The following is a 25,895-nucleotide window of genomic DNA, read 5'->3' on the forward strand; positions in this document are numbered from 1 at the left end:
GATGAGCGACTCAATAGAAAAGGAATTGCAGAAGTTTGAGCTGCCCACGCGCACTGATTTTCCGTGGGTAACCACTACAATCACTGTGTTTGGCGTGGTGTTGTCTGCTTTGCACATTTGGTTTAATACCTTATCGACGTTACCGGAGTTATGGATTTCTGCGACCCACTTTGCTGGCTTTGCGGTGATTTGTGCGCTTTGGTATCCGGCTCATATCTCTCTCAAGCAGAGTAAGATTGCACTCGGTATCGATGTGTTAATTGCCATGGGCGCTGTCGCGTGTTTGCTCTACATTCCCTATGCCGAAGATGCGCTGTACGAACGCGGTGTGAAGTTCGTGACCAGCGATTGGGTCTTCGCCATCATGGCAATTCTGATTGTTATCGAACTGATTCGACGCACCATGGGCTGGTTTATTCCAGTGCTGATTGTGGTGTGTCTGAGTTACGTTGTGCTTTGGGGTAAGTGGGCGACAGGTATTTTCCACTTCCCGGGTTTGAGCATGGAAACCTTGCTCTACCGCAGCTTCTATTCTTCTGAGGGCATGTTTGGCTCTATCTCGCGCATCAGTTGGACTTTCGTGTTCATGTTCATTCTGTTTGGGGCGTTTCTTGTTCGCTCTGGTGTCGGTGATTACATCATCAATGTGGCACGTGCTGCGGCTGGCAAAATCATTGGTGGTCCGGGTTTTATCGCAGTGATTGGCTCCGGTTTGATGGGCTCAGTGTCTGGCTCAAGCGTGGCAAATACGGTTTCAACCGGTGTTATCAGTATTCCTTTGATGCAAAAAGCAGGTTTTCCTTCGCGCTTCGCGGCGGGCGTTGAAGCTGCGGCGTCGACAGGTGGTCAGTTGATGCCACCAGTGATGGGAGCGGGCGCTTTCATCATGGCGTCTTACACGCAAATTCCTTATGTTGATATTATTGCCGTTTCTTTCATTCCTGCTCTTATCTATTTCTTGTCTGTGGCGTTCTTTGTGCGTATCGAAGCCAAACGCAGCGGCGTTCAAAAAATCACGACCAGCGATGAATCTCTACTGAAAGTGTTGATCAGCGGTTGGCACAACCTTATCCCGCTGGCGGTATTGGTTACTTTGTTGGTTCAAGGCTTTACGCCAACTTACGCTGCGGGCTTGTCGATCATTTCAGTAGTGGTGGCTTCTTGGTTCTCGAAAGATCACAAGATGGGACCAAAAGCGATCATCGAAGCGCTATCGCAAGGTGCGAAAAATATGGCGACAACTGCCGTATTGCTGGTGGGTATTGGTTTGGTGATCAACGTGATCAGCACCACGGGCATCGGCAACACGTTCTCATTGATGATCGATGGTTGGGCGAATGGTGACTTGTTCATCATGATCGTTCTGATTGCACTCGCTTCTCTTGTTTTGGGTATGGGCTTACCCGTGACAGCGGCGTATATTGTATTGGGCACATTGTCTGCCCCTGCGCTTTACAAGTTGATTGCGGAAAACCAATTGCTTGAATTGATGGTGTCAGGTCAATTGCCAGAGCAAGCAAAAGCGATCTTTATGTTGGCAGCGCCAGAAAAGCTGGAACTTCTTAATGCACCAATGGCGTTGGAAACGGCGAAAGAAATGGTGGCGCTAGTACCTGCGGACTTTATGGAAACCCTACTAGAGCAAAGTTTGGGTATGGAAGCGGTAGGTTTAGCACTGCTGGCTGCTCATCTCATCATCTTCTGGCTATCGCAAGACAGTAACGTAACACCACCAGTGTGTTTGACCGCTTTTGCAGCAGCGACCATTGCTAAAACACCGCCAATGCGCACCGGTTTAATGGCGTGGAAAATCGCCAAAGGTTTGTATCTTGTCCCGCTGTTGATTGCTTACACAGGCTTGGTCAGTTGGGATGTGACGTCGGTGATTACCGTGGGCTTCTTTGCCATCATCGGTACCTATGCATTGATTGGTGCGATTGAAGGTTACTTGGAAGGTCCTCTAAACATTCTGACGCGTCTCTTGTTGGTAGTGGTGGGTACATTGCTGGTTTGGCACGACATCCCAATGTTGGTTCGTGTGGCAAGCTGCGCGGTATTTGTCGCGGTGTTCATTTACAGTGGTCGCAAGTTCAAATTGCAACAATCTCAACTATCGGTTTTATAAGAGGTCGTATGAAATCAGTCTATGACTACATCATTGTTGGTGGCGGTATCGTTGGCGTGTCGACAGCATGGCAACTGCAGCAACGTCACCCAGACAAATCCATTTTATTGGTTGAGAAAGAGTCCGGTTTTGCCAGGCACCAAACCGGACACAATAGCGGCGTGATTCATGCTGGGGTGTACTACGCACCGGGCAGCTTAAAAGCCGATTTTTGTAAGCGTGGGGTAGAGCGAACCATTTCGTTCTGTGCTGAGCACGATATTCCGGTGGAGAACTGTGGCAAGTTGTTGGTTGCGACCAATGAGCAAGAAGTCGAACGTATGAATGCCCTTTATGAGCGCTGCCATGTCAACGGTATCGACGTAAAGCTACTCGATGAAGTTCAACTCAAACTGGCTGAACCAAACATCACAGGCTTGGGCGCGATTTATGTCAAAACCACCAGTATTGTCGATTATCGTTTGGTCACTGAGCAGATGGCGGAAGAGTTCCAAAAGCTCGGCGGGCAAATTAGCCTGAGAACCAAAGTGGTGGCTGCCGAAGAGAAGGACGAAGAAGTCCAACTGACCTGCATTTCAGACGGTCAAACCATGCAGCTCAATGCTAAGTTCTTGGTTACTTGCAGCGGCTTGATGGCGGATCGTATGACTAAGATGATGGGTATTCCGACCGATTTCCAAATCATCCCTTATCGTGGTGAATACTACCGCTTAGATAGCAAACACGACCAAGTGGTGAATCATCTTATTTACCCAATCCCAGATCCTGATTTGCCTTTTTTGGGTGTCCACCTCACTCGTATGATTGATGGTAGTGTGACCGTTGGTCCAAATGCGGTGCAAGGCTGGAAACGGGAAGGGTACGACAAGGTCAACTTTAGCCTGCAAGATACCATGCAGATGCTCAGCTTCTCCGGCTTCTGGAAAGTGACACAAAAGCATCTAAAAACTGGACTGGATGAGTTTAAGAACTCGTGGTGGAAGCCGGGCTATCTCAAATTGGTCAACAAATATTGCCCTAGTATCAAGGTAGACGATCTCAAGCCATATCCTGCGGGTATTCGCGCGCAAGCGGTGTTATCCGATGGCACTTTGGTTCATGACTTCTTGTTTGCCGAGAGCGCAAGAAGCTTGCATGTTTGCAACGCACCCTCTCCCGCAGCGACATCTGCAATGCCGATTGGGGAATACATTTGCGATAAAGTGAATGAGAAGATAGAGGCAAAAACGGTATAAAACAAAGGCGACGTAACTGTCGCCTTTGCTATATTTGAAGCGAGGTTTTATGACTCGCCTTATTTAGGGCAAAGTTCACCTTTCTTGGCGTGCCTTTCGATCATGTAATCGCCTCGGGCACTGTGCAGGACTATCGCGTTCCAGACTTGGCCATCTTGCAACTCGAACTCAAATGCATAATGGGTTCCGCCGACCATTTTCGTTCTCACTTCATGAATCGCTTTCAATTTATCATCGGCATTCATTTGATAAAGCACCATGTTGAGTGAGCGTCTGGCGTCAGGAGTTGCCTCAGCAAACTGCCAATGGCCCTGTTCGTCTGTTGCGGAGCAAATAGACCGCATTTTACTTTTCATGGCGGATGACATCTGCTTGTCTACGGCCAATGCATTTGGTGAAAACAGTGGAACCGTCAAAGGAATCAAAGTTACCAGAAACCGCTTTAAGGTCATAAAAACACTCCGTTGTTTTACTCTTGCTTGAGTATAGACCTCAATGGCTTCAGATGTGGTGCAGTTGACTCTGGGCCTACAATATCGCAGTTCGTATCAGCGAACTGACGATAAACAAGGCGACCACGCTTGCCAGCCAAATGCCAATGAACCATAAAATAGGTTTTAGTTTCATTAGTGATATCCCTCTCCACGTTTCATCTTACCGCGGAAAACCCAATACGAATAAGCCGTGTAGGCTATGATCAGAGGAAGTAATACCACCGCACCGGCAAGTAAAAATGCCAAACTTTTATCTGGCGCGGCGACGTCTTGATAAGTGAGTGCGAATGGGACCAAGTAAGGAAATGTACTTACACCGAAACCCATCGCGGAAACAAGAAACAGGCCGATGGCAAGTACATAGGCACGAACAGCTTTGTGGTCGAGTAAGGCTTTGAATAGCTGCCAAATGAGTGCCGCTGCAATAATTGGTAAGATGAAAAACAGCAGCGAGTTTGGTAATGAGAACCAACGTTCAAAGACGATATGTTGGCTCAATGGCAACCACAAACTGGCGATGAATATACAGGCTACCATTGCTAGCCCCCATCGTCGCGCGACCACGTAGTAACGCCCCATCAGCTCTTCTGGAAGCTTGATTAATAACCAGCATGAACCAAGCAGAATATAAGCACAAACAAGCGCCAAGCCACAAAATACGCTAAATGGCGAAAGCCAATCAAACCATCCACCTGCGTATGCTCGTTCACTAACTTCTATACCTTGGAGCAGGGTTCCAAGCATAATGCCTTGCATCAATGCCGCGGTGAGTGAACCAATGAAAAAAGCGCTATCCCATAAAAACTTTCCGCGTTGTGTTCGGAAGCGATACTCAAAAGAAACCCCGCGCAGAATTAACCCGAGCAGCATTAAAATCAGGGGAGCATAGAGTGCTGGCATAATGACCGCGTAGGCGAGGGGGAACACGGCAAAAAGCCCACCACCGCCAAGAACTAGCCAAGTTTCATTACCATCCCAAACAGGAGCGATGCTGTTCATCATCATGTCGCGCTCTTCATCGTCATTCGCGCTGAGGAATAGGATACCAATACCGAGATCAAAGCCATCTAACACGACATAAATCAGAACGGCGAGCCCAATCAAAGCGTACCAAATTAATGCGTAATCCATTAACTAGCCTCCTAGGTTAGATGGTTAGAGTGTGTGATAGCATCGGTTTTCGTGCCATCAGGAAGTCGGCTGTCTAAGCCTTCTTCATAACGAGTTGGAGACTTGCGCATCAAACGTAGGAGATAGAAGAAGCCTGCTCCAAAAACCACAAAGTAAACCACGATGAACGCCGTCAGGGAGACGCTCACCGCGGCGGCATCAATAGGCGATGCCGAATCGGCTGTGGTTAAAAGACCGTATACGGTGTAAGGCTGGCGACCGACTTCGGTGGTTATCCAGCCTGCTAAAACTGCAATGAACCCAGCTGGGGCAAACAGCACACAAATACGTTGAAGTGCCCTTGAATCAAAAAGTTTGCGACGTTTTCTTAGCCATAGGCTCCACAAGCCAATAACAAGCATGCCAAAACCAAGCGCGACCATTATTCGGAAAGACCAGAAAACGATGGATACAGGAGGGTGTTCTTCCTCTGGAAAAGCATCTAACCCCTTTACTTCGCCGTTTAGGTCATGAGTTAAAATCAAGCTACCGAGTTTGGGGATTTCCAGTGCGTATTCCATACGTTTTTCTTCATCGTTAGGGATACCGAAGAGAATCAATGGCGCGCCTTGGTGAGACTCATAGTGCCCTTCCATCGCGGCAACTTTGGCGGGTTGATGTTCAAGGGTGTTTAATCCGTGCATGTCTCCAGCAACGATTTGAATTGGTGTCACAATGGCTGCCATCCACATTGCCATCGAGAACATAATTCTGGCTAGTGGATTATGGTTTGCTTTTAATAAGTGATAAGCGGCAATGCCCGCTACAACAAAGGCGGTAGTGAGGTAAGCGGCGAGCAACATATGGACGAGCCGATAAGGGAAGGAAGGGTTGAAGACAATCGCCCACCAGTCTTCTGGGATAAACTGTCCGGTTTCGTTGATACTATAGCCCGCTGGTGTTTGCATCCAACTATTAACCGAAAGTATCCAAAACGCAGACAAAAACGTCCCGAATGCAACAATACAAGTCGCGGCGAAGTGAAGCTTCTTACCTACCTTATCCATACCGAAAAGCATCACGCCTAAAAACCCCGCTTCGAGGAAAAACGCAGTAAAAACTTCATAGCCCATTAGCGGGCCTAGGATTGGGCCTGTTTTGTCGGCAAATACGCTCCAGTTGGTCCCGAATTGATAGCTCAACACGATGCCACTCACCACACCCATACCAAAACTGATGGCAAAGATTTTGAGCCAGTACTTATAGATTTGCATGTAATGTTTGTTGCCCGTTTTTAAGTACAAGCCCTCTAATACAGCGAGGTAACTTGCCAAACCAATCGTAAAAGCTGGAAAAATAATGTGGAAAGAGACAGTAAAGGCAAATTGGAATCTGGCTAAATCGATGGCGAGTGTGTCCATGGGCATTCCCTTTTTAGTTTCGAATTAACAGTTCGCCGAATTGGAAGAGATGAGGGAAGAGCGACGAACAAAATGGAATACGAAGAAGGAAGGCTAAGAGATTAAAAAACGATCGCTTTTTACGGCAGTGCGTACCATCTTTTAGATAAAGGAGGAGTTGTTATGAGCCTTAAACACTACTTTGAGAAAGCGACACCTAAGTTTGGCCCAGGTGGGAAGTATCACAAGTTCTATCCACTGTTCGAAGCTGTCGAAACCATTTTTTACACGCCTGGTAAGGTTAATCAGGGCATGACTCACGTTCGAGATAGCATCGATTTAAAACGTATTATGATCATGGTGTGGCTGGCGGTCTTCCCTGCAATGTTCTGGGGTATGTACAACATAGGTCAGCAGTCCAGTGATGCTTTGTTGTATGGAATGGATCAAGCCTCAGCTCAGCAAGCGCTGGCCTCTTCGTGGCAACTGAGTTGGGTATGGGGCTCGTTAGATGCAGTTTTACAGGCGGGGTGGGCAAGTAAAATGTGGCTTGGTGCTACTTACTTTATTCCTGTTTATGCGACGGTGTTTATCGTTGGTGGTTTCTGGGAAGTTCTGTTTGCTATTGTGCGAAAGCATGAGGTGAACGAAGGCTTTTTTGTCAGCTCTATACTCTTTGCGCTGATCCTTCCACCTACAATTCCACTGTGGCAAGCGGCTTTAGGTATCACTTTCGGTATTGTTGTGGCGAAGGAGATTTTCGGTGGTACGGGGCGAAACTTCCTAAACCCAGCTCTGGCAGGGCGCGCGTTCTTGTACTTTGCTTATCCTGCCAACATGTCCGGTGGTGCCGTGTGGGTCGCGGCTGATGGTTACTCAGGCGCTACACCGCTGAGCCAATGGTATGAAGGTGGACAAAGTGCCTTGATAAATAATATGACGGGACAGCCAATTTCATGGGGAGATGCTCTTGTTGGTAATTTGCCAGGCTCGATGGGTGAAGTCTCCACGCTGTTGATTGCATTAACAGGCTTTATTCTTATCTTTATGAAGATAGCGTCGTGGCGAATCGTTGCGGGCGTGTTGGTCGGTTTGGTGGCGGCTTCATTACTATTGAATGCGATCGGTTCGGACTCTAACCCAATGTTCTCCATGCCGTTCTACTGGCACTTCGTGATTGGTGGGGTTGCGTTTGGTACCTTCTTTATGGCGACAGATCCCGTCTCGGCGGCTTTTACCAATAACGGTAAATGGGCATACGGACTATTAATCGGTGTGATGACGATTTTTATCCGAGTGCTGAACCCAGCTTATCCAGAAGGCATCATGTTAGCGATTTTATTTGCTAACTTATTCGCGCCACTTTTCGATTATTTAGTCAAAGAAAGTAATATCAAACGCAGAATGAAAAGGGCGAGACCTTCTTAAAATGAGGGTGACTTCACTGAAAGTTGATTGAAAACTGCACTATATTGAAAAGGTCAGAAACATGGGGTTTCTGGCTTTTTATTTTTATCAGGAGGACGAAGACGATGAGAATAAAGGATATTCTCGATAGCCGTTTGGTGCTGTCGTTCTGGTACAACCTAGACTACTGCTTGTCTCTTCTTAGTAAAATCTCTTCTCGTTGATTTCCTCAATGCAACCGCATTGAAAAGCATTTTATCTATTTGTTTTTTAGTCTTACGTGATAGCGCGTAGGGCAATGCGTATAAGGAAATTAACAATGAAACGTATTCCAGAACCTTTCCGTATCAAAATGGTTGAGCCAATCAAAATGACCACTTTGGCAGACCGTGAAGTCGCGTTAAAAGAAGCGGGTTATAACCCATTTCTTCTTCGTAGTGATGATGTTTATATCGATTTGCTGACTGACTCTGGCACTGGTGCCATGAGTGATAATCAGTGGGCTGGCATCATGATGGGGGATGAATCTTATGCGGGTAGCCGAAATTACTACAACCTGTGTGATGCAGTCGAGCACTTCTTTGGTTACAAGCTCACCGTGCCTGCGCACCAAGGACGTGGTGCCGAGCAAATTTTGTTCCCAGCTTTGATTGAGCGTATGCGTCAGGTGCGTGGTGGCGAAACGCCAGTATTTATCTCGAACTACCATTTTGATACCACCGCGGGTCACATTGAACTCAATGGCGGTAAAGCGATTAACGTGGTAACGGAAGAAGCATTCGACACCACTACGCCTTATGATTGGAAGGGCAACTTTGATATCGATAAGTTGGTGGCAACAATTGAAGCACACGGTTCACATAACATTTGTGCGATTATCACCACGATTACTTGTAATAGCTCCGGTGGTCAGCCTGTATCGATGGAAAACATGCGCAGCGTGTACGAGATTGCAACCAAGTACGATATTCCCGTGGTGATTGACTCGGCTCGTTACTGTGAGAACGCCTACTTTATCAAGCAGCGTGAAGCGGGTTACGAGAATAAATCGATTCTGGAAATCATCCGTGAGATGTACCAGTACGGTGATATGCTCACCATGTCAGCTAAGAAAGACCCGATGGTAAACATTGGTGGCATGTGTTGTATTCGTGATCATAAGGAGTTGTTCCAGGCGGTGCAGACGCGCTGCGTACCCATGGAAGGGTTTGTAACATACGGCGGCATGGCTGGGCGTGATATGGAAGCGCTCGCTCGCGGTTTGTATGAAGCCGCGGATGAGGGTTTTCTTCACTATAGAATTAGCCAAGTTCAATACTTAGGTGAACGCTTACGTGAAGGCGGTATTCCGATTCAATACCCAACGGGAGGTCACGCGGTGTTTGTGGATGCCGCTAAGATTTTGCCACACATTCCAGCGGATCAGTTCCCTGCGCAGGTATTGTGTAATGCTTTGTACTTGGAGGCGGGTATTCGAGCAGTAGAGATAGGATCGTTGCTGCTTGGTCGAGATCCGGAAACGGGTAAACAAAAAGCGTCAGAGCTTGAGTTGATGCGTTTGACCATTCCACGTCGTGTCTATACAAACGATCATATGGATTACATTGCGGATGCGATTATCGAACTGAAAAATCGTGCACATGAGTTAAAAGGACTCACTTTCGAGTACGAGCCACCAGTGCTGCGCCACTTTACTGCTCGGTTTAAAGAGATCGATTAACTCAAGTTTAAATCTAGATAAGCAAAAGGCCGCGAGTTTCGCGGCCTTTTTCGATTCGTTTATTTCTTAGCGTTACAGCTACGCCAACTCCAACGTAATACGAACGAACTGGTCGTCTTGATACTGCACTTCATAATTGAAGGTACCACTGGCGTAAATGCTGCCAAGGAAAAGTGAGCGTTGACTCATTGGTCCACGGAACAGCATCGAAATAGGAGCGATTAGGGCGTTATTATCATCGAAGTGCTGATTTAAGTTCTCAGAAAGCACACACAGCAAACAGCCGTGTTGGTCGTGAGATAAGTCGACGTCTTCCGGTCGAGATAATAATACGGTAGTCCCCAACTTCTTCTCAATCTCGTTAATCAACAGCAAGTAGCTATCTAGATCAGGTTGAGGGTTACTTGGTTTATCTGCACCTACGCAACGTTCGAGTAACGCTTCCAGATTTCCGTTCTCGCCTTTTGCCTGTTGAGTCAAAGACTTTAACGGCTTTTTAATCAGCTTATAGCGATTACTCTTCAGTTTTGGCTTCAGCCATTTCTGCAGTAAGTCGTTACGCTCTTTAAGGGATAGACCATGTGAGGACGCGTGAATTTTAAAGTGCAGGTGCAATAAAGCGTGAACCGCAAGCTCACTCAGAAGTTGGTTAGCATCTGTAGACTGTCTTGCCTGCTTAGAACTTTGCATTACACTCGAACAAAATTAGGGAAGAAGGATAATGGTGCCGAGAGAGGGACTCGAACCCTCACACCAAAGGCACTAGCACCTCATGCTAGCGTGTCTACCAATTTCACCATCTCGGCATCATGATGCTCTGAATACTCAGAGGCCTCGAAAAGAAGCACCGCGAATTGTATAACCAAAATCCATCTGTTGGCGAGAGCAAAATGACGAATTTTGGATCTTTCGAGTTTGATTGCGTATTTATTGGTCACTTTTGCGTTTTTTACCATCAAAGTCTGTCCTTATACCCTTACTTTTATTAACAGTATGACGACAAAAGAACGTTTTTGCCTAAATTTTGAACGCTTGAACGTTTGCGTAAATAAATGTGATGAATATCTCTTTTTGTTGGCTATACTTGCGTCCCGTTTAAGCGGGAATTAGGGTTTAGTTGTTCAGGACCCTTACCCATACAAGCCGTCACATGGAGCAGGCCAAGCAATACGCTCGCCAGCAGTGAATGACCCCACGGACCGGACCAGCTACGTTCAATTGCTTGTATAAGGTAAAAATAAGATGTCGAACTATTCGTTCTGTCTACATTCTGGATCTGAAGGCGAGTTATCACTCGCTGCGTTGTCCCTTTTTTCTGCCAATTCCTTTGGCTCTTTTTTCTTTTTCAACGTTCAGTAGGTCCAGCTCATGAGTGTTCTATTTAGTCTATTTGGTATTGTTGCACTGCTAGGTTGTGCCTTCTTACTTTCTGAGGGCCGTTCTTCCATTAATTGGAAAACCGTATCTCGCGCCTTGATGCTACAAATGGGATTTGCTGCCTTAGTGCTTTATTTCCCGTTAGGTCAGGCGGCGCTGGCGAGTTTAAGTAATGGTGTCGCGGGGCTACTCAGCTTTGCTGATGAGGGGATTAAATTCCTCTTTGGTGACCTCGCTTCTTCTGGCTTTATCTTCGCTATTCGTGTCCTTCCTATCATCATCTTTTTCAGTGCTCTTATTTCCGCCCTTTACTACTTGGGCATCATGCAAAAAGTGATTCAATTTATTGGCGGCGCTATCCAGAAGTTCTTGGGTACAAGTAAAGCAGAGTCTCTGGTTGCAACAGGTAACATTTTCTTATCTCAAGGCGAGTCCCCACTTCTTATTCGTCCATTTCTTTCGAACATGACTCGCTCTGAACTGTTTGCTGTGATGGCTGGTGGTATGGCTTCAGTGGCGGGCAGTGTGCTTGGTGGTTATGCCGGTTTAGGTGTCGACCTAAAATACTTGATAGCGGCAAGCTTTATGGCCGCTCCAGGTAGTTTGATGATGGCAAAAATTATCGTTCCTGAACGCCAAACGCCAAGCGATTACAACGATATTGAGCTAGATAAATCAGAAGAAAGCAACGTTATTGATGCGCTAGCAAGCGGTGCCATGGGCGGTATGAAAGTGGCCGTTGCTGTTGGTACCATGCTTATCGCTTTTGTTAGTGTTATCGCGATGGTGAACACGGGACTAGAAAACTTAGGTGACATACTTGGTTTCTCTGGTGTGACGCTACAAGCGATTTTTGGTTACTTGTTTGCACCTCTAGCGTGGTTGATTGGTGTGCCAAGCCACGAAATTCTTGCTGCGGGTTCATATATTGGTCAGAAAGTGGTGATGAACGAGTTTGTTGCGTTCATCGATTTTGTACAGCACAAAGCGACGCTGTCTGAGCATACTCAAGTCATCATCACTTTTGCGTTGTGTGGCTTTGCAAACATTGGTTCAATTGCTATTCAGCTGGGTTCTATCGGCGTGATGGCACCTGAGCGCCGCAAAGATGTAGCAAGTTTAGGCCTAAAAGCGGTTGCTGCTGGCACACTCGCTAACCTGATGAGTGCGTGTTTAGCGGGTATTTTCATCTCGCTCTAATTTAGATTGAAGATGCACACTAAAAACCCGCCTAAATGGCGGGTTTTATTATTTCTAAGGCTTAGGTATTAAGCCGTAGGGTATTGATTTAAAAGCGTCAGGGTGCTCTTGATAAGTTGGCGCTTTATGTACCCCTTTCCAATCGAGCAGCATGATGGCTAGCACGTTACGGTGCTCGCCGTACTTGAGATCAAAACTCCCATCGACCGATGGAATCATCCCTTTTTCAGCATTGATTGCGTGACGAATGGCTTGGCGGGTTTTCTTTACGACCGGATCATGGTCCAAGCCTGCTAACAAAAACGAAATGCCGACTTCTGCAATCACATCTTCTTTGGCGCGCAGTAGAATAGTGTCGATGTTGTTGCGAAAGTAATCATAAATCCATTGGTGTTTCTTTTCGCTTACTCGTTCTTGATAGTACTGTGAGTCGGCAAAGATGATGTGCGTCATACCATAGAGTTTGTTCCAATACTGCTGAGCTGACAGCATCTTATCTTTATCGTCGGGGTAGGTATTGCGAAAGGTTTGAGTAAATTCCTCGACCACATCTTGCTCACCAAGCTGGCGAAGCCAGTAGACTTGGTTTGCGAGCTGAGCTGCCCACGCCTCTATCATTTCTTTGTCCGTAACGTAACGCGAGAAATCGTAGCGCCTCAGGATCTTTCTCAGCGTTTTGTTTTGCTTATGTTTCAGACCATATTCGTTTGCTCTTGCCATTGCGCCAAGCAAATCCACGCCAAGATAAAGATATTCAGGATGGTGTTTAGTGACGGTATAGCGTCGTTGCCCTCGCTCACTTTCTTTCTCTTGATACGCGGTCAATCTTTGTGATGAATAAAGAATAATATCTTCAGGTTCAACGACTTCATTAGCAAATCGGTTTAATCGGCTAGCTACTTGTGCCATGTCGGTCCAAACGGCAGCGTGATATTTCTCATCTAACGTCTGGCGGTACATGCGTAAGCCAAAGTGCCCCTCTTTAAACGCAGGTAAAGTGAACAGTTCCTGCTCGTAGGTACTACGAATCAACTGTGCTGATTGAGCATTATCTAGGAGCGGTATCTCTTCCTGTGATGCCTGAACAGCAAAGGTAAGTGAGCAAGAGAGTAAGACCGCTAAGCTAAGAGGTTTGATACGCATAAATCCATTCCCTATGAAGTCCTGAATCTAAACCTACCATCAATATTAATTAAGAATGTAAAAGCTGAGTCAATAGTTAAAAATCTGTCGAAAAGTCAGATTGATACGTTCACCTTTGGTTTTCGCGGTTTTTGGTACACAGTGTTTCCAGTGATGTTGGAGCTCGCCAGCCATAACCAGTAAGGAGCCGTGAGAAAGCTCATATTCAATCTCAGTTTTACAATGTAAATTTCTGAGCAAAAATCGACGTGTTTCACCTAAATTCAAAGAGGCGATAACCGGGTTTCTACCTAGCTCTGGTTCATTGTCTTGGTGCCAGCCCATCGAATCTTGGCCGTGTCGGTATAGGTTGGCAAGTACAGAGTTGAAGGCTACATCCGCAATCGACTCACAGCGCACTTTGAGCTGAGTTAATTCAGGAGTCCAAGGGTGAGGCTGCATGGTTAAGCCTGAGTAAGTATATGCTGCATCACCGTGCCACGCTTGTAAACGAGGTTGAAGTACTGACTTGCCGAACATGGTAATGCGCTCTTGATGCCATGGCAGTGTTTTCAGGAGTTGGTCAAAGTAGTGATCCGCTTCTAGATGGCTAAGAAAATAAGGATCGTAATAGAGTTTACCCCTTTCTACTTCTTGCCACTGAGTACCGCCAAATAAATCGCCTTGTTGATGCATCATCTCATACCTAAAACATAAAAAATTTTAATCACTATTACCTTTCCGATTGGGATTGGTTATTCTTGTGATAATAAGAATTTTAACAATAAATAAAAATCTCGTAACGATATACGAGTTGTGGGGAGAAAATGCGTTATTTACCCAGAAAGCGATGCTATTTTGCATTGTTCTTCCTCAGTTTTTTCGCTTTATGCGTTGGGGTTATTGAGCTGTTGCATCGAAATCAGCAAGAGCTTCACCAAGAGCGAGTTCAAGTTGAGGCCAAAGAGCAACTTTCCACCCTCCGTTCCAATTTGGAAGCGGTACTTATGGCGGATATCTATAAAGCCAGTACCTTGGCGACACTCATTACTTTACTGCCTAAAAACCAAGAAGACGAATTGAACATTGCGGCTCACCGCATTTTGAACAAAAGCAAACATATTACGATCATTGGCATCGCGAAGAATGATGTTATCAGTCATATATTTCCCCGCCAAGGTAATGAGCGTTTAATCGGCCTCGATTACCGAACGGTGCCACAGCAGTGGGTACAGGTGCAAAAAGCCAAGGATATACAAGAAATATTCATAGCAGGACCTGTCAACTTGATTCAAGGCGGCAAAGGCTTGATCGTGCGGGTTCCGGTTTTTCTTGATCCACCGTTGAACCAAGATTATTGGGGTGTGATCAGTGCGGTGATTAATTTTGATGCTCTGATGCGAGAAACTGGCGTGATCGATTTCTCTTATCGCTATCCTTTGATGATTCGTGGTTACGACAGTGGCGGTGCTTTTGGTGACGTTTTCTTTGGCGCACGGAGTGAAACCAAAAAGCCATACGCGAAAGAAATGGTTCATTTTCCTTATGGTGGATGGAGTATGGTGGTTTTCTCCGGAGACAAACTCGACCGTCAAATTCCTTGGCATCAGCTTTATTTAGCAAGGCTTATCGGTTATCCCATTGTTTTTGCACTGAGCCTCGCGCTTATTGCGATTTATCGCTTATACACCATTGCGGATGATAGAGCACTGCATGATGAACTGACGCACTTACCAAACCGTCGCTATTTTATGAAGTTTTACAAGCAGCAGTTTGAAATAGCGAAACGTTACAAAAAGCGTTACAGCTTCGCCTTAATCAATATAGATCTGGATAGGTTTAAACATATTAACGATACCTATGGTCATGACGCAGGCGACAAGGTCTTAGTCGCTACGGCTGAAAGAGTGAGAAGCTCTCTGCGTAAATCAGATATAGTGGCCCGAATGGGAGGTGATGAGTTTTTAGTTGTCGTTCATAACCCTGGGACGGAAGAAAATGTTCAGTCTCTGCTACAAAAGCTCAGGTTAGCTTTATGTTCGACGCCCGTGATTTACGATGAAGCGCTCATTTACCTGAGAACCAGCATTGGGTACGCGATATTTGATCCGGACATGTCATCTCCAGAGCAAATGATGAAAATAGCCGATGAGAGAATGTATCAACAAAAACATGGCGGATGAACCTGAGCCCAGTTTCAATCAGGGCTTTGGAGCAGTGGTAAGGTTAAGAATCCGAAATCTCACCATCATTTGGGTATAAGAATATATGACTTTACATGTTAATAGACTCTTTGCTGAGAGAGTCATTATTAGCAGTGCATGAAGTGGCATATTTGCATATTGTTGCATTTTGCAAATGCAGTTTGCGAAATTTATGGTTAATAAAGCAACGATATGCATCTGGATCTATTAAAAAACGGCCTTTTTAAAGTTGGCACGCATCGTGCTTTATCTAGAGTGACCCTTATTAAGCCGAGGGTCACCTAGCCAACTGACGTTGTTAGTGAATACACATTGTTCACAAGTATATACCGCCAATCACGATTATTGTGATTGGCGTTTTTTCTTTCTAGAGACCAATAATATTCACGTTGTCACCTGTCTCATCGGCTTCTCCGCACTTACTGTAACAACTAGGCTGCCTTGGACAAACGGCCCCTCTTGAGCAGATTAGCCTAGCTTGGGTTTGAATACCTCGTTCTATCCAATTGATGTTTAATATCTTAGCGATGGTTGTTAAGTCTTTTTTGATGTGGGGAGGAATGACACTACTTCCGCCGGAAGCGACACAAAGTGACTTCAGCTCTTCCGCAATAGAAACCGCATCACCACCTTGCGCAGAAATCGCAGGGTTTAAATCTATCCCCGCGCACAACACTCGGTTGTTCCCCGCAGGGTCAAATACGTTGACTGATTCACAACAGTAAATACGTGGCTCGTCGCCCACATTCAAAATCGAAATTTGCGCTGAACTGGTATCCAAAGGTTGGGCTAGACGTCTAAATACGGCCCAGTGTTGGCAAGGATCGTTCACTTTGCGCATATTGCCCCAAGGAAGCGGGATGCCATTTCCACGATATACCGCTTTCAACTTGCCCGGACCATAGGCATCAAAGTAGTGCCAATGAGGGTACGGAGAAACCACGGTCATACGACGCATCGCAACGGAAGGAGAAACGCCGGCCTTTTTGTGAACATCAATTTCGTAACCGGAACGGTCAAGCAACTGACGAAATGGTACTTTGGGGCAAAGCAGGGCACCAGCAAAAAAGCTGGACTCAAAATCGCGCCAAGCTTGTAGGATATCTTGCGAGTTGAGCTCAGAGTTGGAAACTGGGCTGTCCATTTGCTCCCAGTTGTTTTGATGCCCAATAGATAAAACGTTATTCATTGCATCACTGCTATGGAGCACGCGATGGCCGATGTATACCGCCAAGTCATATTTCAATCGGGTTGGGTAGTCACGCATTCGTTTATTGAGATAAATGGTACCAGGTGGCTCCATAAAAGACGTAATCAACTGTTTGGCGCTGACGCCCAGTTCATCAATCACATCCTGTGGTGCTCGGTCTACCCAGCGAATATCCAACCCCATGCTTTTCGCAATATCTATCAGATCTTCTACCGATAGATTCAGGCGTTTCAAGCCGACCTCTTCGGCTGCGCGTTCTAAATCAGGAAAATGGTTTTGATGGTTCTCTTGGTGCGCACGGATCAACAAGTGGGCGAATTGACGTCCAGTAATACCCGTTTGAGACAACATCTCTGGAATCGCGATTTGGAGAATATCATTGGAGAACAAAAAGCTCGGCTCCAATGCCATACCGTTGATACCGCCACGATTCCCTTTGTTGGGGGTAATGGCCTCTAATTCCGGTTCATCATCTAAAAACCACGCAGGATCTTTTTGAAAAACTTCCGCGATTACTTCGAGCATATCAATACTCGGAACGCGTTTTCCACGCTCTATCATCGAAAGGTAAGATACCGACGGTGCGTACTCAGGATTGATCCTTACACAGCGTGCAGATAAATCCTCCATAGTTAAATGGTTGTTTTTCCTTAGGTTGCGAATTTTCGTACCTAGAAAATGGGACTGACGAATAAGGCTTTTTGACACAGACATTTTGTAAAATTCACATTGTAAAATTTTTGTTGTGAAATTGTAGTCAATATTTCGCTAGTCTACATAATAAGCAGGCAAGGAAATTAACCATCAACTTCACAGAATTGCCTGAAACTTAAACGAAGGAATTAAGTTTTTACTCTAGGACGAGTTTTTTTAAGTGCGAGGATATGACGATGAATATGCTGAACTTCGATAAAAAAGAGATGCAACAACAACAACGCCCATTTATCGCTGAAGCTGTATTTGCCGTCGAAGCGGTAAGTGCTGAGCAGCAGAGCGAGAAGCAAGTAAAAGCGAAGCAACTACTAGACCGCATGTTCCCATTGGAGAACGGGTCGCACCAAGATGTATCAAGTTACGTAATTGATTACCGCCATGTATTGGCTTACTTCAAAGACGGTACACACAGCGGCCTGAAAAGCCCAAAACACTTTGTGGCGTATACGGGTGAGAAAGAAGATCCAAAATCGATCTTGTTTAAAGACGATTCAGGTAACCACGTAGAAGTGCTATTTGGCTGTCATAAAGGCACCGGTTGTGTGGAGTTGATGGATATTGATGACATTCAACTGGAAACCCGCACTACGTTTAATCCTGAACTAACGGGTAATGCGCCGACGGCGATGCGCCACTGGATCAGCCTAATCAAAGGCGACAAAAAAGGTAAGCCGATGGCATGCAGCGAAGATAAAGAATACACTGCGAAAAACGGTGACGACTATATTCTAAGCTACTGCTACAGTGTCGATTAAGATGTGAAGTGCCAGATAAATAGACCCCGCACTCAATAGTGCGGGGTTTTTATTCTACTTCGAAAAATTCGGTCCTATTAATCAAGCTTACATAACAAGTTGATTTAAATGGGCATCACGCGGTTACGACCGAGTTGTTTTGCCTCATAAAGTTGCTTATCGGCTTTATTGACCAGAGCTTCAGGCGTATCACCCACCTCATATTCTGCTACCCCAAAAGAAGCGGTAATGCTGTGAACTTGTGTACCAGAACGCTTATCTCTGATGCGCAGTTTTTCTATCATGCGGCGTAGTGTGTCTGCATATTGGCGAGCAATTCGCAGAGACTTATTGGGCACAATTAAAGCGAACTCTTCACCACCAAAACGATACGCGCATATTCCATCTCGACAGCTTTGTTGTAGTCGACGGGCAATGGCTTTTAGCACCGTATCGCCGAAAAGATGGCCGTAATTGTCGTTAAATGACTTGAAATGGTCGATATCAAGCATGATCAAGGTCATTGCTTGATTTGATGCGATAAGCGAAGACAGATCTTTATCAAAAGCTCGACGGTTGTAAAGGTTGGATAGACCATCAAATAATGCGTCTTGCTGTACTTCAGCCAGCTGATTTTTGAGGCGAGAAATTTCTTCACTCGCATTAGTTAATTGGCTATTCAAAAACTTTGTCGAGTGACGAATTTCGTGTGACTCAGCGACAAGTTGACGAATCACCACCATCACTTCTTCAATACTTAAGCTGTTGTCTTCAACTTTTTCTAGCTTATTAAAACTTTTGTCTACCATTTCAGAAAAGGAAGAAGTATCTGAAAGTGTATCGCTCATCGAGCTGGACACTTCATGCAGCAGAACTTCTACATTGGTTCTAAGATCTTCAAGGCTAGTTTCTGCTTTACTGGCAACATAGTTGTTATAAAGCTGTTTATTGGTTGCAGGCGGGCAGATACCGTAGTTTTCTAACACCGTATCCAACTCAAAGTTGAGTTCAGGAATGGTCTTGTCAACGTAGGTATACCAAAGCGCATAGTTGGCTGGCGTGGCAGCAACATGATTTTTGATCATTAGTGGGACCGCTTTTTTCAAATTAGCGGTCGATTTTTTAAACTCGTCGGTCATTTCTGCGATGGTACTAGCAAAATGGAATTGGACTTAGATTAACGGATATTAACTAATATCGCTTTAATTTTTATCATTTTTGCATGGTTTATATAAAAAATGAGTGATTAAGACCGTTATCAATATCGCCAAATTTTAATTTTATAAAATCTTAGTATGAAACATGCGCGAACGATGTTTTGGTGTTAAGAGCTCTAAGATGACCAGCCAATTGGTTTAGTGAGATTGTCAGTAACCTAATGATCGTAAAGCTCTATTGCCCGTACAACAACGAGTGGAATAAAAGACTTAACGCTTAGGCTATTTGCAACAAGAACGCGGGACTCCGAGTTTACAAAAAACGAGTTTACAAAAAGAGGGTGCGACTTGGATAAGAAAATAGGACTGTATTGGTTCACTAATGACCTGCGTTTGCATGACAACCCGCTGTTGATAGACGCTTATGCAGAAATGGATGAGTTAATTTGTTTGTATTGTCGCCCCTCGGTGACACCTTACTTGCAGCACTTTGCGCAGGAGACCTCTTTAGGCCGTGCGAAATTGCAGTTTCTCGAGGCATCGCTTAATGAACTTAATCAATCTTTAGCTAAATTGGGGCAACGATTATGGACGGTTGAACTGACACCTTATCAAGCGATCAAATATGCCATCAGTCATTTCGGTATCACTCATATTTATGCTGATGCGTTTGCGGGTTCGGATGAGCAACAGGCACTAGAGCGTGCAATTGAAGGCACTCCCCATGTGAACATAAAACAGCAAGCGATCCGCACTTTGTTGTGCGAAGAACAGTTACCATTTGAATTAAGGCAACTGCCTGTGACCTTCACGAAATTTAGAAAGCAGGTCGAAGGTTTAGACCTCTCTCAGCCTTACGAGAGCGTTCATGCTTTACCGCCAGCACCTTCAGGTGCGAATTTTCCTACCGCCACGACATATTACTTTGACACCAAACCAGCATTTGATGGCGGAGAACTGAGCGGTCTTGAACATTGTCGACGCTATTTTGCTTCAAGTTTAGCGAGCGAATATAAACAGACTCGCAATGAGCTCGATGGGATGGAGTATTCAACCAAATTTTCACCTTGGTTAGCTCATGGTTGCGTCTCTCCTACAATCATTTATGCCATGCTCAAACAATATGAGCAGAAGAACGGAGCAAATGATTCAACCTATTGGATCTATTTCGAGTTGTTGTGGCGGGAATACTTTTATTGGTACGCGAGAAAGTATCAACAGAAGTTGTTTCGATTTGGCGGTATCGCCAACCAGCCACCACTGACCAGTTTTTATGCGCAACGCTTTAAGCAGTGGAAGAAAGGCGAGACACCTTTTCCAATCGTTAACGCATGTATGCATCAGCTTAATAAAACGGGTTATATGTCTAACCGAGGGCGCCAACTGGTCGCGAGTTGTCTGGTTCATGAACTCGGACTCGACTGGCGCTACGGTGCTGCTTATTTTGAAACTCAGTTGATTGATTACGATGTCGGGTCTAATTGGGGCAACTGGCAGTATTTGGCTGGTGTTGGCGCTGACCCACGTGGCTCACGTCAGTTTAATCTAGAAAAGCAGACACAAACTTATGATCCAGATTTTTCATTTATCGACAAATGGCAGGGGAGATGCGTAGGCGTACATCTTGATAGTGTCGATATGGTGGATTGGCCGATTGCGCCAAAAAAAGAGAGCGGGAGATAACCAATGCATTACGAGACGGTTCGGCTCATTCTTGGTGACCAACTTAATAGCGAGCATTCGTGGTTTCAACGTGTAGACGACTCGGTGCTTTACCTTGTCGCTGAGTTAAAACAAGAAAATACTTACGTTACGCATCACATTCAAAAGGTGTGTGCTTTTTTCTCTGCGATGGCGAATTTTGCCAACGAGCTGCAGGAAGAAGGGCATCAAGTTTTGCACCTTACGTTGGATGACACACAATCTTTCGAGGATCTTGCGCAAGTCTTACAACACTACGTGAGTGAAGTTGGTGCAAGTAAGTTTGAATATCAACGCCCCGACGAATACCGTTTACTAGAGCAGTTAGCCAAACTAAAGTTTGATGGGGTCGTGATGCGAAGCGTCGATTCGGAACACTTTTTGTTACCGTTTGAGGAAATAGAATCGCAGTTTCCTCAAGGTAAACACATCATGATGGAGCACTTTTATCGCCGTATGCGTAAGCGTTTCACCATTTTGATGCAAGACGGTAAGCCTATTGGTGGAAAGTGGAACTACGACGCCAATAACCGAAATAAACTTAAAGCAAAAGACATTGAACAGCTGCCAAAGCCATTAATGTTTAGTCATGACGTCAGTGATATTGTCGAGCGCTTAGGTCGGCACAACATTCAAACCATAGGTAAATTAAATGGTGATTTACTTTGGCCAGTAAATCGCTCTCAAAGCTTGTCTTTACTCGCGCATTTTTGTCAGGTCTGTTTGCCACTGTTTGGTCGTTTTCAAGACGCCATGACAGGTCAGCACGAGGCTAAATGGAGCTTGTATCATAGCCGGATTTCGTTCTCGCTGAACAGTAAGCTGCTGAATCCGCGAGAGGTGATTGATGCTTCACTTAAGGCATTTCATGCCAATGCCGACATAGACATTTCTCAGGTAGAAGGTTTTATTCGTCAGATCTTGGGATGGCGAGAGTACATCAGAGGCGTTTATTGGGCGAACATGCCTCATTACCCGAAAAAGAATGAACTGGAAGCGAGTAGAAAGCTGCCAGACTTCTTCTGGAACGGCGAAACCAAAATGGCCTGTATGCGAAACGCGATTGGCCAGTCTCTCGATTATGCCTACGCACACCACATCCAACGTTTGATGGTCACTGGTAACTTTTGTTTATTAACCGAGATCGACCCAGACCAAGTGGATGAATGGTATCTCGGTATCTACGTTGATGCGATTGAATGGGTAGAAATGCCCAATACGCGCGGTATGGCACTGTTTGCAGATGGTGGGATTGTTGGCACCAAACCGTATGCGGCGAGTGGCTCTTACATCAACAAAATGAGCGACTACTGTAAAGGATGTCACTACGATAACAAAGCACGCAGTGGTGAAGGTTCATGTCCGTTCAACAGCTTATATTGGCGCTTTATGAATAAACACGACAAACGCTTAGCAACGAATCCACGTATTGGGATGATTTTCCGATCTTGGGACAATATGGAAGAGCAGCAACGCCAAGCGATATTAGATACTGCTGAGCACTATATGGAAAACTTGGAGAGCTTGTAATGGACATACTGATCGTTGGTGGAAATGGCGGCATTGGATTGGCGATGGTTCAACAAGCGCTAGTTCGCTTTCCTCAAGCTCGCGTGCATGCCACTTATCGTAAGCATCAACCAGACTGGCAACACCCAAATGTAGTTTGGCATCAAGTGGATGTATCGCAGGACGAGCAGATGAAAGCGTTCAGTGAGCAAATTGAACATGTTGATTGGTTGGTGAACTGCGTTGGTATGTTGCACGCCCAAGATAAAGGTCCTGAGAAGAATCTTAGCTCGCTCGACGCAGACTTTTTTCAGCAAACCATCTTGGTTAATACTTTGCCGAGTTTACTGTTGGCGAAATACTTCACGCCCAAGTTAAAACGCAGTGTCAATCCTAAGTTTGCGACCATTTCGGCCAAAGTTGGCAGTATTAGTGATAATCACTTAGGCGGTTGGTACAGCTATCGTGCATCGAAAGCCGCGTTAAATATGTTCCTCAAAACCATGTCGATTGAATGGCGGAGAATGGTCAAACATGGGACTGTACTTGCTCTTCACCCAGGCACAACAGATACGGCTTTATCGGCACCTTTTCAAGCGAATGTACCTGAAGGAAAGCTGTTTAGCCCAGAGCGTGTCGCGCGAGACTTATGGGGATTGATTGACAAAGCAACCCCGCAGGATAGTGGGGCATTTTTGGCTTATGATGGTGCCTTGTTACCTTGGTGAAGCGCAGCTTGGTCTGGGCAAAGTAACCTTGGAAAATAAGGCTAGCAGTGCGGCATAAAGTTTTTGTGGTTCTAACTTTTGACTGATTTGTTTCTTCGGCAGCGCTCAGAACAGTAAACGACTTCGTCCCAATTTCTTGCCCATTTCTTTCTCCAAGAAAATGGGCGATGGCAAACAGAGCAGATTTTGGTTGGTAATTGTGTTTTAAAACCTTTCATCTGGTCCTCCCCATTTGCCATCGTATGCCCTTGAAGTTGAATGAATACGAACTATTTATCAAAGAGATACAGATACTCTTCATACCCCTGCGTTTTCATTTCACTTACAGGTACAAATTTCATTGCCGCAGAGTTCATGCAGTAGCGTAATCCTGTTGGCTTCGGACCGTCTTTAAAAACATGACCAAGGTGAGAATCACCAAACTTACTGCGAACTTCCGTTCTTGGATAAATCAGCTTGTAATCGGTTTTTTCAACGATGTAACCTGGGTTGATTGGCTTAGTGAAACTTGGCCAACCCGTCCCCGATTTGTATTTATCGGTAGAAGAAAACAACGGCTCACCAGTTACGATATCAACGTAAATCCCCGCTTCTTTGTTGTCCCAATATTCGTTGTCGAACGGACGCTCGGTGCCTTCTTCTTGCGTTACGTAGTATTGCAACTCCGTTAAGTTTGATTTGATCTCGGACTTAGCAGGCTTACTGTACGCTTTCACTTTTGATATCAACTTTTTTTCTTCGATCAACTGACGAAGCGTTTTTGAGTTCTCTTTACGATCATCACCAAATACTTCATCCAAGTATTTATCTCGACCAGACGCATAGCGGTAATACTTATACTTTAAGCTACTCTTTTTGTAGTAGTCTTGGTGATACTCTTCTGCAGGATAAAACTTCTCAAACTCGATCAGTTCTGTTTTCAACGGTTTTGGATAGATCATCGCCTTGTCGATTTCCATTATAAACTGTTCTGCGATCTGCTTTTGCTCCGCGTTATGATAGAAAATAGCAGGGCGATACTGTGGGCCACGGTCGACAAAAGAGCCTTTATCGTCAGTAGGATCGATATGACGAAAAAAGTAGTCCAACACTTGCTCGTAACTAACCACTTTTGGATCGTACTTAACTTCGATCACTTCTATGTGACCTGATTTACCTGATGAAACTTGGCGATAAGTTGGGTTTTCAACATGACCACCAGAATAGCCTGATACGACATCGACTACGCCAGTCAACTGTTCCAAATCCGATTCTGTACACCAGAAACAGCCGCCAGCCAGTGTGGCGATTTCTGCATTCTCTGAAGCCTTCATCTTATCCATCGTATCGGCGGTGCCTGCTTTACTCAAAAGTAGGAACAAGACAGGAAGTGCGAAAGAGAATCCGACCAATAACTTAGATATATTCTTCATAGCTACCTCAAGGTTGTTTTCCGTAGAAAGTGTGACTGAAATAAAAAGTGTTACGTATAGAGAAAGGCAACCGAGCGAAAAAATTACAGCAATGTTGAAAATTCCGTTGCCCTTTTATGCGAGAAAGCTAAAGTATCGACACGAAATACACCGCTTGATAGGGCAACGATGTCTTCAACGAGCGATGCTAAATGAGGTAAATCATGCAAGCAGAAGTTAAATGGGTAGAAGATTTTAAATTCCTTGGGCAATCTCAGTCGGGTCACTCCGTAGTGATGGATGGCAATGGCGGTGCAACGGCACCAAGCCCAATGGAAATGGTACTAATGGCCGCTGGTGGCTGTAGCTCTGTCGATGTTGTCGACGGTTTGAAAACGGCAGGCCAAAAGGTCTTGTCAGTTAATGCCAAGCTAACCACAGAGCGTCGTGAAACCGCACCACGTATCTTTACGCAAGTGAATATCCACTTTGAAGTTTCAGGTGACGAGCTTGACCCAGAAGTCGTAGCAAAAGTGGCGGCTGACTCGCTAGAAAAATACTGCTCGGTTTGCTTAATGCTAGGTGAAGGTGTTGAGATGACCCACAGCTGGGAAATCGTGTAAGTCGACAGACTCCACAAAATATAAAAACAGGAAAGAGAAAAGTGCAGGCTTTTCTCTTTTTTTATTCCGCAATTCACGTACCGTGTGATTAATCTGAAAGTAGTAATTGCAGGTTTTAGGAGTCTCCCAGTGACAGAACTCGAAAAAATGATGTCTGGTCAAATCTTTGATGGCATGGACAAAGAAATTGACGCAATTAGAAGTCATGCTCTTCAAGCACTTAGAGCGCTCAATAACAATACCGACGAAAGTCAGCGCGACGAATTACAAAAACAGCTGTTTGGCAAAGCGGGTCTTTGCATTGTTCAAGCACCTTTCCATTGCGAGTTCGGTAAAACCATCGAAATCGGCGAAGAAACCTTTATCAACATGAATGTGGTCATGCTTGATGGCGCTAAAATTACCATCGGGAACCACGTGCTAATCGGTCCAAGCGTGCAATTGTATACGGCTTCTCATTCTGTTGATTACCGAAGTCGCCGACGTTGGGAGACGTTTTGTAAACCTATCACGATTGAAGATGATGTGTGGATTGGTGGTAACTCCGTCATTAACCAAGGTGTAACGATTGGTGCTCGCTCGGTGATTGCGGCGAACTCGGTCGTCAACCATGATGTGCCGCCAGATTGTCTATACGGAGGCACACCTGCTAAGTTGATTCGTCGTCTCAACGAAGAAGAGTAGAGGGCTGTTGGCAAAACACTGGCGATTAGAGAGTTCTGCCTGAGCTCTCT

At 45.3% G+C, this 25,895-nt stretch carries 23 protein-coding genes and 1 tRNA gene; 12 read left to right on the plus strand and 12 right to left on the minus strand.

What is annotated here, in order from left to right; translation table 11 throughout:
• Position 1: 1 nt before the first annotated feature.
• Both NB463_RS03645 and lhgO read left to right on the plus strand, forming a co-directional pair.
• Positions 2 to 2,125: a TRAP transporter permease gene (locus NB463_RS03645; RefSeq protein ID WP_009705104.1), complete on the plus strand. Its 2,124-nt coding sequence runs from the start codon at positions 2 to 4 to the stop codon at positions 2,123 to 2,125.
• Between the two features lie 8 nt (positions 2,126 to 2,133).
• Complete coding sequence (lhgO, locus tag NB463_RS03650) at positions 2,134 to 3,360, plus strand: L-2-hydroxyglutarate oxidase (RefSeq protein WP_258431755.1); 1,227 nt, start codon at positions 2,134 to 2,136, stop codon at positions 3,358 to 3,360.
• Between the two features lie 59 nt (positions 3,361 to 3,419).
• On the opposite strand, the gene NB463_RS03655 is transcribed toward lhgO, so the two are convergent.
• The 4 genes from NB463_RS03655 to NB463_RS03665 form a co-directional block, all read right to left on the minus strand.
• Positions 3,420 to 3,812, minus strand: coding sequence for a cystatin (locus tag NB463_RS03655; RefSeq protein WP_203347702.1), 393 nt, complete (start codon positions 3,810 to 3,812; stop codon positions 3,420 to 3,422).
• Between the two features lie 76 nt (positions 3,813 to 3,888).
• On the minus strand, positions 3,889 to 3,987 hold the full coding sequence (locus tag NB463_RS23940) for a DUF2474 family protein (RefSeq protein ID WP_134645372.1): 99 nt from the start codon (positions 3,985 to 3,987) through the stop codon (positions 3,889 to 3,891).
• Complete coding sequence (cydB, locus tag NB463_RS03660) at positions 3,987 to 4,985, minus strand: cytochrome d ubiquinol oxidase subunit II (protein ID WP_005393631.1); 999 nt, start codon at positions 4,983 to 4,985, stop codon at positions 3,987 to 3,989. The genes NB463_RS23940 and cydB overlap by 1 nt, the downstream gene beginning before the upstream one ends.
• An 11-nt stretch (positions 4,986 to 4,996) precedes the next feature.
• Entirely contained in the window at positions 4,997 to 6,385 is a 1,389-nt protein-coding gene (locus NB463_RS03665; RefSeq protein ID WP_258431754.1) for a cytochrome ubiquinol oxidase subunit I, read from the minus strand.
• A gap of 162 nt (positions 6,386 to 6,547) precedes the next feature.
• Here NB463_RS03665 and NB463_RS03670 point away from each other — a divergent pair, with 162 nt between their 5' ends.
• Both NB463_RS03670 and NB463_RS03675 read left to right on the plus strand, forming a co-directional pair.
• A complete protein-coding gene (locus tag NB463_RS03670) occupies positions 6,548 to 7,792 on the plus strand; it encodes an NADH:ubiquinone reductase (Na(+)-transporting) subunit B (protein ID WP_046873880.1) in 1,245 nt (414 codons plus the stop codon).
• Positions 7,793 to 8,090: 298 nt separating this feature from the next.
• Positions 8,091 to 9,491, plus strand: coding sequence for a tryptophanase (locus tag NB463_RS03675; RefSeq protein WP_258431753.1), 1,401 nt, complete (start codon positions 8,091 to 8,093; stop codon positions 9,489 to 9,491).
• A gap of 78 nt (positions 9,492 to 9,569) precedes the next feature.
• Here NB463_RS03675 and NB463_RS03680 read toward each other — a convergent pair whose 3' ends face one another.
• Together NB463_RS03680 and NB463_RS03685 are read right to left on the minus strand one after the other, a co-directional pair.
• Entirely contained in the window at positions 9,570 to 10,181 is a 612-nt protein-coding gene (locus NB463_RS03680) for a DUF2913 family protein (protein ID WP_005374167.1), read from the minus strand.
• 32 nt (positions 10,182 to 10,213) lie between these two features.
• Positions 10,214 to 10,297 (minus strand) — tRNA-Leu (locus tag NB463_RS03685).
• Between the two features lie 562 nt (positions 10,298 to 10,859).
• Between NB463_RS03685 and NB463_RS03690 the strand changes: the two genes are divergently transcribed.
• A complete protein-coding gene (locus tag NB463_RS03690; RefSeq protein ID WP_005393641.1) occupies positions 10,860 to 12,068 on the plus strand; it encodes a NupC/NupG family nucleoside CNT transporter in 1,209 nt (402 codons plus the stop codon).
• Positions 12,069 to 12,122: 54 nt separating this feature from the next.
• Here NB463_RS03690 and NB463_RS03695 read toward each other — a convergent pair whose 3' ends face one another.
• Both NB463_RS03695 and NB463_RS03700 read right to left on the minus strand, forming a co-directional pair.
• Positions 12,123 to 13,211: a DUF3541 domain-containing protein gene (locus NB463_RS03695; RefSeq protein ID WP_258431752.1), complete on the minus strand. Its 1,089-nt coding sequence runs from the start codon at positions 13,209 to 13,211 to the stop codon at positions 12,123 to 12,125.
• 69 nt (positions 13,212 to 13,280) lie between these two features.
• A complete protein-coding gene (locus NB463_RS03700; RefSeq protein ID WP_053808155.1) occupies positions 13,281 to 13,886 on the minus strand; it encodes an alpha-ketoglutarate-dependent dioxygenase AlkB family protein in 606 nt (201 codons plus the stop codon).
• A 131-nt stretch (positions 13,887 to 14,017) separates the two neighbouring features.
• Between NB463_RS03700 and NB463_RS03705 the strand changes: the two genes are divergently transcribed.
• Complete coding sequence (locus tag NB463_RS03705; RefSeq protein WP_053808154.1) at positions 14,018 to 15,373, plus strand: diguanylate cyclase; 1,356 nt, start codon at positions 14,018 to 14,020, stop codon at positions 15,371 to 15,373.
• Positions 15,374 to 15,761: 388 nt separating this feature from the next.
• On the opposite strand, the gene NB463_RS03710 is transcribed toward NB463_RS03705, so the two are convergent.
• On the minus strand, positions 15,762 to 17,318 hold the full coding sequence (locus tag NB463_RS03710) for a DUF3612 domain-containing protein (RefSeq protein WP_104973366.1): 1,557 nt from the start codon (positions 17,316 to 17,318) through the stop codon (positions 15,762 to 15,764).
• A gap of 176 nt (positions 17,319 to 17,494) precedes the next feature.
• Here NB463_RS03710 and NB463_RS03715 point away from each other — a divergent pair, with 176 nt between their 5' ends.
• On the plus strand, positions 17,495 to 18,073 hold the full coding sequence (locus tag NB463_RS03715; RefSeq protein WP_005393653.1) for a malate synthase: 579 nt from the start codon (positions 17,495 to 17,497) through the stop codon (positions 18,071 to 18,073).
• A 104-nt stretch (positions 18,074 to 18,177) separates the two neighbouring features.
• Here the strand turns inward: NB463_RS03715 and gefA are convergent, their stop codons facing one another.
• Positions 18,178 to 19,191: a diguanylate cyclase GefA gene (gene gefA / locus NB463_RS03720; RefSeq protein WP_005393654.1), complete on the minus strand. Its 1,014-nt coding sequence runs from the start codon at positions 19,189 to 19,191 to the stop codon at positions 18,178 to 18,180.
• A 366-nt stretch (positions 19,192 to 19,557) separates the two neighbouring features.
• Here gefA and NB463_RS03725 point away from each other — a divergent pair, with 366 nt between their 5' ends.
• From NB463_RS03725 to NB463_RS03735, 3 genes are read left to right on the plus strand one after another with little or no spacing between them, the layout of a single operon-like run.
• A complete protein-coding gene (locus NB463_RS03725; RefSeq protein ID WP_258431751.1) occupies positions 19,558 to 20,892 on the plus strand; it encodes a DASH family cryptochrome in 1,335 nt (444 codons plus the stop codon).
• A gap of 3 nt (positions 20,893 to 20,895) precedes the next feature.
• Entirely contained in the window at positions 20,896 to 22,440 is a 1,545-nt protein-coding gene (locus NB463_RS03730; protein ID WP_258431750.1) for a cryptochrome/photolyase family protein, read from the plus strand.
• Positions 22,440 to 23,147, plus strand: a complete 708-nt coding sequence (locus NB463_RS03735) for an SDR family oxidoreductase (protein WP_258431749.1) — start codon at positions 22,440 to 22,442, stop codon at positions 23,145 to 23,147. Before NB463_RS03730 ends, NB463_RS03735 begins: the two co-directional genes overlap by 1 nt.
• Positions 23,148 to 23,218: 71 nt before the next feature.
• Here the strand turns inward: NB463_RS03735 and NB463_RS03740 are convergent, their stop codons facing one another.
• The gene (locus tag NB463_RS03740) at positions 23,219 to 23,365 is read right to left on the minus strand and encodes a DUF2256 domain-containing protein (RefSeq protein WP_074189751.1); all 147 of its coding nucleotides are present in this window, start codon (positions 23,363 to 23,365) and stop codon (positions 23,219 to 23,221) included.
• A gap of 51 nt (positions 23,366 to 23,416) precedes the next feature.
• Complete coding sequence (gene msrB, locus NB463_RS03745) at positions 23,417 to 24,559, minus strand: peptide-methionine (R)-S-oxide reductase MsrB (protein ID WP_145472611.1); 1,143 nt, start codon at positions 24,557 to 24,559, stop codon at positions 23,417 to 23,419.
• Positions 24,560 to 24,762: 203 nt separating this feature from the next.
• On the opposite strand from msrB, the gene NB463_RS03750 reads away from it, so the two are divergent.
• On the plus strand, positions 24,763 to 25,161 hold the full coding sequence (locus NB463_RS03750) for an OsmC family protein (protein ID WP_005393675.1): 399 nt from the start codon (positions 24,763 to 24,765) through the stop codon (positions 25,159 to 25,161).
• A 129-nt stretch (positions 25,162 to 25,290) separates the two neighbouring features.
• Positions 25,291 to 25,845 carry a sugar O-acetyltransferase gene (locus NB463_RS03755; RefSeq protein ID WP_005393677.1) on the plus strand — a complete coding sequence of 185 codons (555 nt, stop codon included), beginning with the start codon at positions 25,291 to 25,293 and terminating at the stop codon, positions 25,843 to 25,845.
• Positions 25,846 to 25,895 lie beyond the last annotated feature (50 nt).

It is taken from the genome of Vibrio sp. RM-41-2B, from assembly GCF_024744415.1.
GTDB classification, from domain to species: Bacteria; Pseudomonadota; Gammaproteobacteria; order Enterobacterales; family Vibrionaceae; genus Vibrio; species Vibrio diabolicus.